This window comes from Moritella sp. 5, assembly GCF_018219455.1.
In the GTDB taxonomy this organism is placed as follows: domain Bacteria; phylum Pseudomonadota; class Gammaproteobacteria; order Enterobacterales; family Moritellaceae; genus Moritella.
In genome coordinates this window covers 78,918-94,741 of the sequence record NZ_CP056122.1, presented here as the reverse complement: position 1 = coordinate 94,741, position 15,824 = coordinate 78,918, and the positions used below count along the sequence as shown (strand labels likewise).

Genomic DNA, 15,824 nt, shown 5'->3' with positions numbered 1-15,824 from the left:
AAAAATTAACTTTATCCCACGAGACTTTATGTCTGGTTGGTAATACAGGAATGATCATGACCGATTTCTCGTCGAGCCCATTTGGTAACGAAATTACCAGTAGCGATGTAATGACTTTATTAACCGCACAAAATGGTTGGCAAAATAAATACCGTCAATTAATTTTGCTAGGTAACAAGATTCCAGCGTTAACAGATGACTATAAAGTAGCAGAAAATCAAATTAAAGGCTGTGAAAGTCAGGCTTGGTTAGCGTTTAGTTGTGACAATGATGAACGACTATGGTTTGGTCTGGATTCAGATGCGCGTATTGTTAAAGGTTTAATGGCGGCATTATTAGCAGCCGTTAATGGTAAAACGCGCGTTGAAATCGCAGCATTTAATATTGATGACTATTTTGCACAGCTTGGTTTTATGCAACAACTTAGCCCTTCTCGTGGCAATGGTTTAAAAGCGGTGATCGCAGCGATCCAAGCTGCCTAATAAACAAGAATATAAGTGGTGTATTGATTAACACCACTTATATATCAACTGATGTCCTACTATTTCTGCAGGTTTTTAACAATCAACGCAGTTCCCATGCCCCCACCAATACACAGTGATGCCAAACCGTAATCAACACCACGTTTTTGCATTTCATGTAATAGCGTCACAGTAATACGACCACCGGAAGCACCCAGAGGATGACCTAAAGCAATAGCGCCACCATTCACATTGGTTTTATCAGCAAACCAGTCCATATCAACATTATGCTCTTGAGTCAGATTAGTCATGACCCCTAATGCTTGTGCCGCAAAGGCTTCGTTTAACTCTAATAATTCTATCTGCTCTAATGACATATCAGCACGTTTTAGCGCTTGCTCAATCGCAGGAACTGGGCCTAACCCCATAACTTGTGGATCAATACCACCTTGACCATAAGCGATTAACTCTGCCATTGGCTCTAAACCGTATTTTTCTACCGCCGCTTCAGAAGCTAAGATAATAGCTGCAGCACCATCATTAATACCAGATGCATTCGCCGCCGTCACCGAGCCATCCGCTTTAAATGCAGGACGTAGTTTAGCTAAGCCTTCAACACTGGTATTGTCTTTTGGATACTCATCCGTCGCAAAGCTTTGCGTTTGACGGCGCACTTTTACTTCAACTGGCACAATCTCGTCAGCGAAACGTTCTGCTGTAATTGCAGCGATTGCTTTATGTTGACTGCCGACTGCAAACGTATCTTGTTGTTCACGGGTTAAACCAAACTGGTCAACAATATTTTCTGCCGTCATGCCCATATGGTAATTGTTAAATACATCAGTCAAACCATCATTAATCATGGAATCAACCATGGTCATGTTGCCCATTTTAGAGCCAAAACGTATTCTCGATGGCATCAAATAAGGAATGTTAGACATACTTTCCATCCCAGCAGCAACCACGATGTCCGCATCACCAGCTTTAATATGTGCCGCGCCGTCCATAATCGTTTTCATGCCACTACCACAGATCATGTTTAACGTATAAGCAGGCACAGTAGCAGGAATACCCGCTTGCATTGCAGCTTGACGACCTGGGCCCATGCCTTGTCCAGCACTAATCACATTACCAACAATTACTTCATCAACGTGCTCAGGATTAACGTTAGCTGCTACTAATGCACCTTTAATTACAGTCGCGCCTAATGTTGCGGCATCCACACCCGCTAAGCTACCGCCAAAACTACCAAGCGCTGTACGTTTTGCTGCAACGATAAATACTTTACTCATACCTTGTGTCCTTACTTGATGTGATCAGTTTTATTTTTCAAACATATGTTTGAATGGTATCACAAGTTATTAACATAACCGAATTTAGCGTCGGTCAAATCAATACCAGCAAAAAACAATATGCCATATTCTAATGAGATTAGATCAGAGATTAATGAAGATGAAAATAGACTTTATATTTTGATAAAACCAGTTAATACGGCTGTATCAACTTGTTAAAGTGGTCTATTAACAACGTAACCTTGTACACGAAACAAGGTTAACTAAGCCGATTAAGCGTTGGCTTTTTCAGCTAATTTTTTCAAGACACGTGAAGCTGCAACCAAACCAAAGCTTGCCGTCACTGCGGTGGAAGCGCCAAAACCACTTGAACAATCCATGCCAGTTGCGCCATCTGCAAAATTCTTAGTCATGCATACTTCCCCATCAGAACTGGGGTAAATGAGTTGCTCCGTAGAAAACACACATTCAATACCAAATTTACGTTTGGTATTTTTAGTGAAGTTATGTAAACGACGCAAGTCAGAACGTACTTTTGCAGCTAATGGATCTTGATACGTTTTAGCTAAGTCAGTCACTTGAATTTGCGTTGGATCGATTTGCCCACCTGCCGCACCAATAGTTATACATTTGATTTTGTTTCGTTTGCAATACGCTAAGAGCGCCGACTTTGAACGTACGCTATCAATCGCGTCAATCACATAATCATAATCTGTACAGAGGTGTTCGCCAATATTATCGGTACTGACAAAGTCATCGATAAGATTAACTACACATTCCGGATTAATGGCATGAATACGCGCCGCCATCACATCAATCTTTTGCTGACCGATAGTGTCTTTTAATGCATGAATTTGACGGTTAGTATTGGTTACGCAAATGTCGTCCATATCAATCAGCGTGATCTTACCGATACCCGAACGCGCTAACGCTTCTGCCGCCCAAGAACCCACACCACCAATACCAATCACACACACATGTGCTTGATTAAAAAACTGCAGTGCTTTTAGTCCATATAAACGTGCAATACCACCAAAACGATTGTCATATTCGGCCGACATACCCTACCCCAAATCAAGCAAAAAACGCATTATACCGATAACAACAGTTAACTACAAAAGGGATAAAACGTTTGATGTAAATCAACTTACATTGAGATTAGTCATTATTAGCGGGTGCATATTTAATTGCATAAAATGAGCAAGTAAATGTCAATTAAAACACTGACTGTGAATGTTTAGCTAAAAAAAGCGCATAATAAAACCACAGCTAATAAAGGGGGGGATTATCAAGCCTTTTCGTTACAGGCTTAACTCATTATTAAATAAAACTTCGCCTCCACCCGCTGCATTTTTCACCCATGACATAATTTTTCAATAATTGAATGAAAATATTCACAAGAAAAACAAAACACTTAAAACCAATGACTTATGCAATACCCGCAACCTTTAAAATGTGATCCCTGAGTAATTATACAAACCCAAACTGCATTATTATTTTAGCTAAATTATCGCCTTAAATTTGGATTAATAATAATGAACATATCATATTTTATTTATAGATACCGTCTATCTCCCACATACTTATTCCACTTTCTATGACATAAAAATCCCAATTCTAATTGCTAAAAATTTAATGTTGTACCCGATATTGGTATAACAAATAGCGAGGATAAAAGATGACAACATCAGCTTTAGATAAAGAAAAAAAAGGCTTTTTTGCTAATTTAACATTCCCATCTGCTTATACGATTCTATTTATACTTATTGCTTTTGTAGCCCTAATGACTTGGATTGTGCCTGCAGGCCAATACGATCGAGTCATGAATGATGACATAGGTAAAGAAGTACCAATAACAGGTACATACCATACTGTTGATAATAATCCACAAGGATTTGTAGACGTCGTTCTTGCACCTATCGATGGTTTTTACGATCACAACACCTATGCTGCTGCGGCAATTGATGTCTCTCTTTTCATTCTTATTATTGGTGGTTTTCTTGGGCTTGTAACAAAAACAGGCGCAATAGATGCCGGTATTGAGCGGGTAACTACACGCTTAAATGGTCGTGAAGAATTGATGATTCCGATTCTAATGGCGCTGTTTGCTGCTGGCGGAACGATTTACGGTATGGCGGAGGAGTCATTACCATTTTACTCACTGATCGTCCCCGTCATGCTTGCAGCTCGGTTTGATTCGGTGGTAGGCGCCGCAACCGTATTACTAGGCGCAGGTATTGGTGTAATCGGTTCGACCATTAATCCATTTGCAACAGTGATCGCATCTAATACTGCCGGTATTCCGTTTACTGATGGCATATTTTTACGTATCGCTACCTTAGCTATCGGTTGGTTAATCTGCGTAATCTACGTCATGCGTTATGCTAAGAAGATCAAAGCAGATCCATCAAAATCGATTATGTTCGATAAGCATCAGGAGCATATGGTTCATTTTTTAGGAAATAAATCAGATGAGAAATTAGAATTTACCACAACGCGTAAACTCATTCTAACTATCTTCGTCGCTTCTTTTGCAATCATGATTTATGGTGTTGCAGTGGCGGGTTGGTGGATGGCTGAAATTTCAGGTCTATTCTTAGTCGCAGCCATTATCACAGGTCTCGTCGCTAGAATGAGTGAAGAAGAACTCACATCAAGTTTCATTGATGGGGCTCGCGATCTACTTGGTGTAGCACTCATTGTTGGTATTGCTCGTGGGATCGTAGTGATCATGGACCGAGGTATGATCACTGATACTATTCTCAATTCAGCTGAAATGGCGATCTCTGGTTTATCTGGTATTGTCTTTATCAATGTCATGTATTGGATTGAAGTATTACTTTCATTCTTAGTGCCATCGACATCTGGATTAGCTGTTTTAACTATGCCTATTATGTCTCCATTAGCTGATTTTGCTTCTGTTAGTCGAGATCTAGTTGTAACAGCGTTCCAATCAGCCGCAGGTATTGTAAACTTAATTACCCCGACCTCTGCAGTTGTTATGGGTGGTCTTGCGATCGCCAAAGTACCTTATATTCGTTGGTTAAAATGGGTAGCACCGCTCATCGCTATACTCACTATTTTAGTGATGGCTATGCTCAGCGTAGGCGTCATCCTATCTTAATTTAAAGTTAAATTAGCATCATTGATGATTAAAATACCTTTCCTATCTCAAGGAAGGGTATTTTTTTACCTATATTCCCGTGATCTATAGCCCTCCTTAATATTTTGTAATTCAGTTATCACGACACCTGCCCTTGCCGTTAATAGCCTCATATCTTATATTTTAATTTCACAAATCCACTATAGATTCAAAAGCCAATATTGGCTGCATTAAGCTTAAGCAATCCCACAAAAATTCATGTTGAACATACAAAATAAGACTCACTTTGCACTTCAAACTACACGCAATGATCGACCTTAATAGCGCAAAGCAGCAGAGAATATAGCGTTATTATAAAAACGATGAAAACAGCAAGATCTAAAGCAATAATAACCCCAAATAAAAACATGATCTAACTAGCAAATTAACAACGAAAAACCACCTACCCATTTAGATATATAGTCACTACAACTGCATAAATTTTAACGATTAAAATAGCCCTTTAAAATCAACCAAAAACAAGAATGAGTAAATACTTTAAAATCAAAAACTTAATACAAAAAGTAGACAAAAAAAACTGTATCGCATAATAACAGCAGGATCCTACACGCATAACAAAACACTTTTAAATCAACTGGTTACATATAATTAACAACATGAAAACGTGACTAAGATCGAAGATTGACTGAACCTATATCGTATACTGCACACATCAACTTACAGCATTAAATAGAAACAATAAACTTTCACATAATTAATAGTATTTCATAAACGCTTTAGCGAAGGATAAGATTATGAGTAAATTATATGTAGGTTCTGAAGTCGGTCAATTACGTCGCGTTCTCGTTCACCGTCCAAGACGCTCACTAAGCCACTTAACACCATCTAACTGCCACGACTTATTATTTGATGATGTATTAGCAGTAGAACGTGCAGGTGAAGAACATGATGTGTTTACAAAAACATTGCGCGATCAAGGCGTAGAAGTGTTACTTCTAACTGATCTTCTTGCTGATACATTAGCAATTCCAGAAGCTAAAGATTGGTTGTTAACAAATCAAGTATCTGATTACCGCTTAGGGGCTACATTTGCTAATGACGTACGTTGCTATCTAGGTGACTTACCAAACATTGATCTTGCTAAAATCTTAACTGGTGGTTTGTCTTACGCTGAAATGCCAATGAAATCATCTTCTATGATGCAAGGCATGCACGCTCCAACAGACTTCATCATTAAACCACTACCGAATCACCTATTTACTCGTGATACGTCTTGCTGGGTATATGGCGGCGTTTCTATCAACCCAATGGCTAAAGCGGCTCGTCAACGTGAAACTAACCACGTTCGTGCAATCTACCGCTGGCACCCAATCTTCGCTGGTGCAGATTTCGTTAAGTACTACGGGCATGAAGAAAAAATGTACGACAACTCTACAATCGAAGGCGGCGACGTACTGGTTATTGGTAAAGGTTCAGTACTTATTGGTATGTCTGAACGTACCACTCCACAAGGTGTTGAACAACTAGCATCAGGCCTATTCAAGCACGGTCAAGCAAAACAAATTATTGCAATGCAGCTTCCTAAGCACCGTTCTTGTATGCACTTAGATACAGTAATGACACACCTAAGTGAAGATACATTCTCTGTTTACCCTGAAGTTGTAAGTAAAGACGTACAGTGCTGGAACCTAACTGGCGATGAGTCTGGCGCTGTTAACGTGAAAGAAGAAGGTTACTTCGTTACAGCTATCGAAAAAGCACTAGGCGTAGGCAAACTAAACCTAATCACCACTGGCGGTGACAGTTTCACAGCAGAACGTGAACAATGGAATGATGCCAATAACGTATTAACGGTAAAACCTGGTGTCGTCATTGGTTATGAAGGTAACTCTCACACTAACGAAAAATACGACAAAGCAGGTATCACAGTTCTACCAATTCCAGGTGATGAACTCGGCCGTGGTCGCGGTGGCGCTCGCTGCATGAGCTGCCCAATTGAACGTGACGGTATCTAACAATTTAATTCACTGAGATAAATCATTATGACTAAAAAAACTGTTGTTGTGGCATTAGGTGGGAACGCTTTATTACGTCGTGGCGAGCCATTAGAAGCTAAGATTCAACGTCAAAACATAGCAACGGCTGCCAAAGCCATTGCTGAAATAGCCAAAGAATATAATGTTGTACTCGTACATGGTAACGGCCCTCAAGTTGGTTTACTGGCACTACAAGGGCTGGAATATAAAGCTGTAAACCCTTATCCACTTGATGTTTTAGGCTCTGAAACTCAAGGTATGATTGGCTACATTTTAATGCAGGAACTTAAAAATATACTGCCTGAACAGAATGTATCTTGTTTACTCACACAGATGAGCGTTGATCCCAATGATCCAGCATTTGCAGATCCAACAAAACCGATTGGTCCAGTTTATGCCGAAAAAGAAGCGCGTGAATTAGCTGAAAAACATAACTGGATTATCAAGCCAGACGGAGAATATTTCCGCCGCGTAGTACCAAGCCCACAGCCGACAGGCATTATTGAAAATGATGCAATTGCAGCCTTAATTCAACAGCAGCATTTAATCATCTGTACTGGCGGTGGTGGCATTCCAGTAAGACATGAAAATGGCAAGTTAGTCGGTGTAGAAGCCGTTATCGATAAAGATATGTCAGCAGCTTACCTCGCCAGACAACTACAAGCAGACGCATTGTTGATCCTAACGGATGCAGATGCTGTATTTATTGATTGGGGCAAACCAACCCAAACAGCACTACGTGCAACAACGCCCTTTGAGTTAGCACAACATAGCTTTGATGCGGGCTCTATGGGACCAAAAATTGAGGCCTCTTGTGAGTTCATTAAACAAGGTGGCAAGTTTGTCGGAATCGGTGCTTTAGATGCGGGCTTACGCATCTTGAAAGGCGACGCTGGTACCAACATAACGGCAGATTAATTCGTTTCAATATATCAAGAAATTCGCGGCTACATAGCCTACGCAGTAGCCGTCAACCTAATTATAAAAGGATAACATTATGTCTTTCAATCTACGTAACCGTAACTTCTTAAAATTACTTGATTTCACGCCACGCGAAATCCAGCACATGCTTGAATTATCTGCAGAATTAAAAAAAGCGAAATATAACGGTTATGAACAACCGCGTTTAACTGGCAAAAACATTGCACTTATTTTCGAAAAAAGCTCAACCCGTACACGCTGTGCTTTCGAAGTTGCCGCACACGATCAAGGCGCTCAAGTAACTTACCTCGGTCCTTCAGGTTCACAAATCGGCCACAAAGAATCAATGAAAGATACAGCGCGTGTTTTAGGCCGCATGTACGATGGCATTGAATACCGTGGTTTTGGTCAAGAAATTGTTGAAGAACTTGGTGCTCACGCTGGCGTACCTGTATGGAATGGCTTAACAACTGAATTCCATCCGACCCAAATTCTAGCTGACTTCTTAACAATGCAAGAGCACGCTCTAGGCAAGCAGTTACATGAAGTTGCTTTCGCTTATCTGGGTGATGCGCAAAATAACATGGGTAATTCATTATTAGTGGGCGCCGCTAAAATGGGTATGGATATTCGTCTTGTGGCACCAGAAGCATTTTGGCCTAATGCAGAACTTGTCGCTCAATGCCGCGAAATAGCAGCAGAAACAGGCGGTAAAATCACTTTAACTGAAGATGTTCAAGAAGGTGTGCAAGGTTGTGATTTCCTTTATACCGATGTTTGGGTATCTATGGGTGAATCAAAAGACGCTTGGGATGAACGTGTAAAAATGATGACTCCTTATCAAATCAACATGGACATGATCAAAAAAACCGGCAACCCGCATGTGAAATTTATGCATTGCTTACCAGCCTTCCACAATGATGAAACAACTGTCGGTGCCGAAGTAGCTGAGAAATACAATATGAAAGGACTTGAAGTTACTGAAGAAGTTTTTGAATCAAAACATTCTATTGTTTTTGATGAAGCTGAAAACCGTATGCATACAATCAAAGCTGTAATGGTTGCAACGCTAGGTCAATAATTAAATTATTAACCATTTAAATCAAAAGCATGTATGCAATAGCATACATGCTTTAACACTACATAATTATATCTGCTAATTCGTAATACAGATGTACTGAATATTTTAGGAAGCAAAATATGACATCATTATTTAGTATAAATTTATCCCTCAATAAGCATCACTCACGATTAATTTTATTATGTAATGATTAAAAAAGTCTTCTTTATAGAGGACTTTTTTTTACTTGTTTTTTACAACAATAGGTACTTACTTTTATAGTAAGTACCGATATAAGGACGGAGATACCATGAACAATACCTTGTTTAGAAAACATATCATTTCTATACCAGAACTAAATAGATATGATCTAGAACTAATTGTGGATACTGCAAAAAAGCTAAAAATAGACCCCAATCCAACATTACTAAAAAATAAAGTAGTTGCGAGCTGCTTCTTTGAACCATCAACACGAACGCGTTTGTCATTTGAAACAGCCGTGCAGCGATTGGGCGGCACGATCGTTGGTTTTGACAATGCTGGCAATACCTCATTAGCGAAGAAAGGCGAAACATTGGCTGACTCAGTACAGGTTATCGCATCCTATGTAGACGCTTTTATCATGCGCCACCCACAAGAAGGTGCAGCGCGCTTAGCATCTGAGTTTTCTAATAACGCGCCAGTGATTAATGGTGGTGACGGGTCTAACCAGCATCCAACCCAAACCTTGCTCGACTTATTCAGTATCTATGAAACACAAGGTACCCTAGATAACCTAAATATCGCCTTTGTTGGTGATCTAAAATACGGCAGAACCGTGCATTCACTTACTCAAGCGCTGGCGAAATTTAATAACACCAAACTGTTCTTTATCTCACCCGATATTTTAGCCATGCCTGATTATCTGTTACAAGAATTACGCGATGCTGGTATCCAGTACAGCTTGCATAGCGACATTGAAGATGTGGTAGATGATCTTGATGTGCTGTATATGACTCGAGTGCAAAAAGAACGCTTTGACGAATCAGAATATGCGCACATGAAAGCAGCCTTCATCCTTACTGCCGATATGTTAAAGAATGCACGAGATAACCTTAAAGTGCTGCATCCTTTACCGCGTATTGACGAGATCACAGTCGACGTAGACAAAACCAAACATGCTTACTACTTTCAGCAAGCTGAAAATGGTGTTTATGCCCGCGAGGCGCTACTTGCTCTTGTCCTTAACGAACAGTTTTAATTGGGAGATAACCAGATGATTAAAGAACACCAGTTACAAGTTGAAGCGATTAAAAATGGCTCTGTCATTGACCATATCCCTGCTAATTTAGGTATCAAAATATTAAAACTATTTAACCTAAAAAATACAAATCAAAGGGTTACCATCGGTCTAAATTTACCATCATCAGCACTTGGTCATAAAGATTTAATTAAAATAGAAAATGTATTTCTCAATGAAGATCAAGCCAACCAGTTAGCATTATATGCCCCCCATGCGACAGTAAACCAAATCGAAAACTATGAAGTTTCAAAAAAATTGAAGCTAGCTTTACCTCATGAAATCGCTGCGGTGTTTGCTTGTCCAAATAGTAATTGTATTACCCATAATGAACCCGTAGATAGCCACTTTGCTGTTGTGGAAACTCAAGAGACTGTACGATTAAAATGTAAGTATTGTGAGAAAGTATTTTCACGTAAAATCATGACTGAATGTAATTAAAAGAATCTCGATTATAATCCTGTAAAAGAAGACTTATACGGGATTATTTACTGAACAAATACTATATATCCCACATAACACTAAGAACTTAATAGACTTAACACAAAAAAGAATATCTAATTGTAGGTATAAAGTTAATCCATCGAGGTATGAATGAATAATACTGAACAATCTACCGCCTGTCATTGTGACATAACCGATGCATGTAAAAATCTACTTAAAATAGAACGATTTCATACTCAAGATGATATTCGCCAACGGCTAATTAGGCTTGGTTATCAACATATTAATCAATCGACAGTATCAAGAATGTTATCGCGATTAAATGTAATAAAAGTGACTGATGCTTATGGTAAAAAAATATACCGCTTACCCTCGGAAGGGAAATCTCAACATACTGATGTATCAGTCTCAACCAAGATTGAATTTATCACACATAACCAATTGGTTGTTGTTATAAAAACGCCTCCTGGTTGTGCTCAACTCATTGCTCGTGTACTTGACCTGAATCCACACCCAGAAATATTAGGCTCGGTAGCCGGTAACGATATGGTCATGGTAGCACCTAAAAGTATCCATAGAATCGAAAACTGTGAGAACGTTGTTAAACTACTTCTTGACCAACCAAACTAATTATCTTTATTTATTAGATTATTAACTCCTGTGATTAATCTAATAGATCTTTCTAAAAATAGTACCTAAACTGATTATTTAGCTGAACGGATTTACGCTATGTTTGATCTACTGACTTCTACTCTGGCTTCACAAACCCGCTTATGGGCGGGTACCAAAGCGGCAAAAACCACGATTAATGAGCAAGATCCGTTAATCATGTATGACAACGAAGCCGACCCACTGTGTCGCTTAGTACGTGAAGCTATTTCAGAATTAAATCTTGATGTACTTATTATTCCCTGCCCCAAAGGCGGAGAGCGTCACAAGCAACAGCTACAAGAAATGTACAGCACAGATAAAATTCCATTCTTGATTGATAAGAACACCCAGATCATCTTAAACTCTGCGTCTGAGATCATCAGTTATTTATACAAGCATTATGCGAATAGCAGCGCACCGATTCGGTTACGCGCGAATATTTTTAATTATGCCAGCTCAACCAGTGCATCGCTGATCCGTTGCAACGCAGGTAATACTAAAAAGCCAGCATTGGAACCAATCGATCCATTGGTATTATACAGTTTTGAAAGTAGCCCTTATTCACGTCCTGTTCGTGAGACGTTATGTGAATTAGAACTGCCGTATTTATTGGTTAATTTAGGTAAACAACAATTTGGCGAACTCGGCCCTGCAACAAGACGCTTAAACCTAGGTGAATACAGCCCGTTACCAGAAACTAAGCGCAGTGCATTTTTTGCCGAACACGGCACAGTACAGGTCCCTTTCTTAAAAGATCCCAATACCGATGTGGATATGTTTGAGTCAAAAGCAATTGTGAAATACCTCATGAAGACTTACGCCATTTAGGCAGTTCTAAACCACGCGTTAGCATGTATCGTAATTGATATACATGCTAACGACCCACAACAGCAGATCAAACACAGATAATTCCCCCGCTTTAAGCCCAACATGTCACATCTCATTTTCAATATTAAAGTTCATCTTCAGTTATGTGCTCTTTCTGAATAAGTAATAAGTGAATAAGTGAATAACCAGTCATTTATCCATTTCCTCATACCGTGAAAGATAAGCACTCGATCTTAGTATTAACTGGCTAATTTATCGCTTTCCAGCCCCCCGCAGACAAATAACTTCGCGCCTAAAAATATGATCAAGTTAGCAAATTATCAAAAACAACAACCCACTACTTTATGTATAGATAAGCAATTAACCTGCATAATATTTAGCAAGTTAAATCATCGACCTAACAACAACAATTTTTTATAAAATCAAATTTAATAGAATCAATAATTTACAAAAAAACACTATTTTAAAATTGTTAGAAACCCATAACAAAAATAGAACCACGCATAACAAAACACATTTAAATCAACTAGATACGAAAATCAAAATAATTCACTTTGTGATTAAGTTCAAAGATTGTTCATCCCTATTACGTATACTCGAGCCAACAACATCAAACCATACTCGTATCAAATAGGACAAATATCATATGAATAACATCATCATAAAAGCGTCACGAAACACTGAAACTGCACCACAAAATACACTATCAACACAAACTGTCGCTTTTTCGCATTACAATAATATTTCAGCGCAATTACCGCTAGATCCTAACACCGGTGAAATTGTCGTGGGCAATATAAAAGATCAGATAAAGCAGTGCTTAACGAATATTAAAGCCATTGTAGAAAGTACCGACCATGTGATGGATGATGTAATTAAGCTCACGATCTTCCTGAAAAATATCTCAGATATGGACGCTGTAGACGAAGTTTATGCAACATTCTTCCAAAGCTACCTTCCGACACGGACGACGGTAGCCGTTGCGGCTTTACCTATGAATGATGCTTTAGTACAAATTGAAGCGCTGATTTCCAACGGTGAAGGTACTGTGCCACAAGCTCCTTGCGATCTTATAAAACTAGCAAGAAATACTGAAAATGCGCCAATAAGTGCGACCTCTACACAAACTGTCGCTTTTTCTCATTACAACAATATTTCATCTCAGTTACCTATCGATGTAAAGACCGGTGAATTGGTAGCAGGTGGTATAAAAGAGCAGGCATCACAGTGCTTAAACAACATCAAAGCCATTTTAGAAAGCATTAACCATGATATGAGTGATATAGTTAAAACCACTATATTCCTTAAAAACATCGCAGATGTTGAAGCTGTCAACGAAGTTTGTGCCAAGTTTTTCCCAAGCTATGTACCTGCACGATCAGTAGTTAACGCTTCCGATTTACCTATGGACGCTTTGATACAAATTGATACATCGGTGTCACACGGAGATGGTACTCCACCACAACGTCCTGAAGACACTCGTTTGCTAGTTATAGAAGCAAGCAATACAGAAAATGCACCTAAAATGCCATATTCACACACAGTCGCGTTTTCTCATTACAATCATGTTGCAGGTCAATTGCCTTTAGATCCAAAAACCAATTCAATGGTAACTGGAGATGTGAAAGCACAGGCTGCGCAATGCTTAAACAACATTAAAGCAATTCTAGAAAGTATTGATCACGTTATGGACGATGTCGTTAAAGTAAATATCCAACTTAAAAATATCGCAGACATTGATGCTGTAAATGAAATTTACACAGTATTCTTTAACAACGATCTTCCAGCAAGAACAGTAATTGGCGTTACAGCTATCCCTATGGATGCTTTGGTACAAATTGATGCTGTTGTTTCTAACGCTGAAAGTACACCACCACAAGCATAACAGGCATTAATTACCGCTGAATAATTCTTCAATTACGATAAATTAAATTCAGCTTACAAAGATAGAGTCAGTTTTTATTATTGGCTTAAGGTGAGAGTCTGGAAAGGATTCTAGATTCACTTTTATCTCAAGTTAATATTTCCACCAAGTCTACGTAGTGAATATCAACCCCCTGCAGTTTAAACCGTCCCTCACTTTAAGTTTTTCCAATGTAAAGATCCCTGTAATCATCTAAAATTTAAACACAAAAAAGCCCGGTAAACATAATCATGCTTACTGGGCTATATCAACTAAACCTTGATACTTATATCAGGTATTAGCCAACAATTTTCTTCATGTCTGACATGTAACCACGTAATTTCTTACCGATAGCTTCTACAGGGTGATTACGAATTTCGTCGTTAACTTCGATTAAACGCGCATTATCAACGCCGTTTGATTCAGCAGAGAATGCAGAACCCATTAGTTCAGTTGGTAATGCATTTACGTATTCACGTAGTTGTGGTCCCGCTTCGTGAGCAAACAGGTAACAACCGTATTCAGCTGTATCAGAAATAACAACGTTCATTTCATATAAACGCTTACGGGCAATTGTGTTCGCAATTAGCGGCGTTTCATGTAGTGATTCATAGTATGCAGACTCATCAACGATACCTGATGCGACCATGCTTTCAAACGCAAGTTCAACACCCGTTTTAATCATAGCAACGAATAATGTACCGTTGTCGAAGAACTCTTGCTCGTCAATCACGATGTCTGATTCAGGGTAATTCTCAAAGGCAGTTTCGCCAGTCTCTTTACGCCATTTAAGTAGGTTCACATCATCATTTTTCCAGTCAGTCATCATCGTTGATGAGAAATGACCCGTAATGATGTCATCCATGTGCTTTTCGAATAATGGGCGAAGTGTTGTTTTCATTTCTTCAGCCATATCGAATGCTTTAAGTTTTGCAGGGTTCGATAGGCGATCCATCATGTTCGTGATACCGCCATACTTAAGTGCTTCAGTGATGGTTTCCCAACCGAACTGAATTAGTTTACCTGCGTATGCTGGTGATTTACCGTCAGCAACCATTTTGTCAAACGCAAGAATTGCACCGGTTTGTAACATACCACATAGGATAGTTTGCTCACCCATCAGGTCAGATTTAACTTCAGCAACAAACGAAGACTCAAGTACACCCGCGCGATCGCCACCCGTTGCAGAAGCGTATGCTTTTGCAATTGCTAGGCCATTGCCTTTAGGATCATTTTCAGGGTGAACAGCGATCAGTGTCGGTACACCAAAACCACGTTTGTATTCTTCACGAACTTCAGAACCTGGGCACTTAGGCGCAACCATTACTACAGTAATGTCTTCACGTACTTGCATACCTTCTTCAACGATATTGAAACCGTGAGAATAAGACAGCGTTGAACCTTGCTTCATTAGCGGCATGATAGTTTCAACTACATTCGAATGCTGCTTATCAGGTGTAAGGTTAAGAACTAGGTCTGCTTGTGGGATCAAATTCTCATAAGTATCAACAACGAAACCATTTTCTGATGCATTTAAGAATGACTGACGTTTTTCTGTAATCGCCGCAGCACGTAATGCATAAGAAATGTTAAGACCCGAGTCACGCATGTTTAGACCTTGGTTTAGGCCTTGTGCACCACAACCCACAATAACAATTGACCAGTCTTTAATGAAGTTACAACCGTCAGCAAACTCACTGCGATCCATAAAACGACATTTACCAAGTTGCTCTAACTGCTGGCGTAAGTTTAAAGTGTTAAAATAATTAGCCATGTTGCTCTCCATGAGAATTTTGTAATTTGAATGCGCTATCACCACTCCAGTGATGCTCTACCACTCACTATA

The 15,824-nt window shown here is 39.3% G+C and carries 13 protein-coding genes; 10 read left to right on the top strand and 3 right to left on the bottom strand.

Annotated elements, in window-relative coordinates; all coding sequences use genetic code 11:
• The first annotated feature begins 56 nt into the window (after window positions 1–56).
• A complete protein-coding gene (gene csdE, locus HWV01_RS00380; RefSeq protein ID WP_211673595.1) occupies window positions 57–482 on the top strand; it encodes a cysteine desulfurase sulfur acceptor subunit CsdE in 426 nt (141 codons plus the stop codon).
• Between the two features lie 59 nt (window positions 483–541).
• On the opposite strand, the gene HWV01_RS00375 is transcribed toward csdE, so the two are convergent.
• Together HWV01_RS00375 and tcdA are read right to left on the bottom strand one after the other, a co-directional pair.
• The gene (locus tag HWV01_RS00375; protein ID WP_211673594.1) at window positions 542–1,753 is read right to left on the bottom strand and encodes an acetyl-CoA C-acetyltransferase; all 1,212 of its coding nucleotides are present in this window, start codon (window positions 1,751–1,753) and stop codon (window positions 542–544) included.
• A 272-nt stretch (window positions 1,754–2,025) separates the two neighbouring features.
• A complete protein-coding gene (gene tcdA, locus HWV01_RS00370) occupies window positions 2,026–2,814 on the bottom strand; it encodes a tRNA cyclic N6-threonylcarbamoyladenosine(37) synthase TcdA (RefSeq protein ID WP_211673593.1) in 789 nt (262 codons plus the stop codon).
• Between the two features lie 617 nt (window positions 2,815–3,431).
• On the opposite strand from tcdA, the gene HWV01_RS00365 reads away from it, so the two are divergent.
• From HWV01_RS00365 to HWV01_RS00325, 9 genes are all read left to right on the top strand, one after another.
• Entirely contained in the window at window positions 3,432–4,877 is a 1,446-nt protein-coding gene (locus tag HWV01_RS00365) for a YfcC family protein (protein ID WP_211673592.1), read from the top strand.
• Window positions 4,878–5,650: 773 nt separating this feature from the next.
• Window positions 5,651–6,871, top strand: coding sequence for an arginine deiminase (gene arcA / locus HWV01_RS00360; protein ID WP_211673591.1), 1,221 nt, complete (start codon window positions 5,651–5,653; stop codon window positions 6,869–6,871).
• Between the two features lie 27 nt (window positions 6,872–6,898).
• Window positions 6,899–7,810 carry a carbamate kinase gene (arcC, locus tag HWV01_RS00355; protein ID WP_211673590.1) on the top strand — a complete coding sequence of 304 codons (912 nt, stop codon included), beginning with the start codon at window positions 6,899–6,901 and terminating at the stop codon, window positions 7,808–7,810.
• 79 nt (window positions 7,811–7,889) lie between these two features.
• Window positions 7,890–8,894 (top strand): ornithine carbamoyltransferase, encoded by a 1,005-nt coding sequence (argF, locus tag HWV01_RS00350; RefSeq protein WP_211673589.1) that lies wholly within the window; start codon window positions 7,890–7,892, stop codon window positions 8,892–8,894.
• A 289-nt stretch (window positions 8,895–9,183) separates the two neighbouring features.
• On the top strand, window positions 9,184–10,113 hold the full coding sequence (pyrB, locus tag HWV01_RS00345; RefSeq protein ID WP_211673588.1) for an aspartate carbamoyltransferase: 930 nt from the start codon (window positions 9,184–9,186) through the stop codon (window positions 10,111–10,113).
• 15 nt (window positions 10,114–10,128) lie between these two features.
• A complete protein-coding gene (pyrI, locus tag HWV01_RS00340; protein ID WP_211673587.1) occupies window positions 10,129–10,593 on the top strand; it encodes an aspartate carbamoyltransferase regulatory subunit in 465 nt (154 codons plus the stop codon).
• 153 nt (window positions 10,594–10,746) lie between these two features.
• Entirely contained in the window at window positions 10,747–11,226 is a 480-nt protein-coding gene (locus tag HWV01_RS00335) for an arginine repressor (RefSeq protein ID WP_211673586.1), read from the top strand.
• Window positions 11,227–11,325: 99 nt separating this feature from the next.
• A complete protein-coding gene (locus tag HWV01_RS00330) occupies window positions 11,326–12,075 on the top strand; it encodes a glutathione S-transferase N-terminal domain-containing protein (RefSeq protein ID WP_211673585.1) in 750 nt (249 codons plus the stop codon).
• A gap of 646 nt (window positions 12,076–12,721) precedes the next feature.
• Window positions 12,722–13,960 (top strand): RidA family protein, encoded by a 1,239-nt coding sequence (locus HWV01_RS00325; protein WP_211673584.1) that lies wholly within the window; start codon window positions 12,722–12,724, stop codon window positions 13,958–13,960.
• 316 nt (window positions 13,961–14,276) lie between these two features.
• On the opposite strand, the gene ilvC is transcribed toward HWV01_RS00325, so the two are convergent.
• Window positions 14,277–15,752: a ketol-acid reductoisomerase gene (gene ilvC, locus HWV01_RS00320; RefSeq protein ID WP_211673583.1), complete on the bottom strand. Its 1,476-nt coding sequence runs from the start codon at window positions 15,750–15,752 to the stop codon at window positions 14,277–14,279.
• Window positions 15,753–15,824: the final 72 nt, after the last annotated feature.

Coding starts and splice junctions, on each gene's coding strand:
- pyrB (WP_211673588.1), top strand. CDS start 9,184: ATGAACAATACCTTGTTTAGAAAACATATCATTTCTATACCAGAACTA.
- HWV01_RS00365 (WP_211673592.1), top strand. CDS start 3,432: ATGACAACATCAGCTTTAGATAAAGAAAAAAAAGGCTTTTTTGCTAAT.
- arcC (WP_211673590.1), top strand. CDS start 6,899: ATGACTAAAAAAACTGTTGTTGTGGCATTAGGTGGGAACGCTTTATTA.
- argF (WP_211673589.1), top strand. CDS start 7,890: ATGTCTTTCAATCTACGTAACCGTAACTTCTTAAAATTACTTGATTTC.
- HWV01_RS00335 (WP_211673586.1), top strand. CDS start 10,747: ATGAATAATACTGAACAATCTACCGCCTGTCATTGTGACATAACCGAT.
- pyrI (WP_211673587.1), top strand. CDS start 10,129: ATGATTAAAGAACACCAGTTACAAGTTGAAGCGATTAAAAATGGCTCT.
- arcA (WP_211673591.1), top strand. CDS start 5,651: ATGAGTAAATTATATGTAGGTTCTGAAGTCGGTCAATTACGTCGCGTT.
- HWV01_RS00330 (WP_211673585.1), top strand. CDS start 11,326: ATGTTTGATCTACTGACTTCTACTCTGGCTTCACAAACCCGCTTATGG.
- HWV01_RS00375 (WP_211673594.1), bottom strand. CDS start 1,753: ATGAGTAAAGTATTTATCGTTGCAGCAAAACGTACAGCGCTTGGTAGT.
- csdE (WP_211673595.1), top strand. CDS start 57: ATGACCGATTTCTCGTCGAGCCCATTTGGTAACGAAATTACCAGTAGC.
- HWV01_RS00325 (WP_211673584.1), top strand. CDS start 12,722: ATGAATAACATCATCATAAAAGCGTCACGAAACACTGAAACTGCACCA.
- ilvC (WP_211673583.1), bottom strand. CDS start 15,752: ATGGCTAATTATTTTAACACTTTAAACTTACGCCAGCAGTTAGAGCAA.
- tcdA (WP_211673593.1), bottom strand. CDS start 2,814: ATGTCGGCCGAATATGACAATCGTTTTGGTGGTATTGCACGTTTATAT.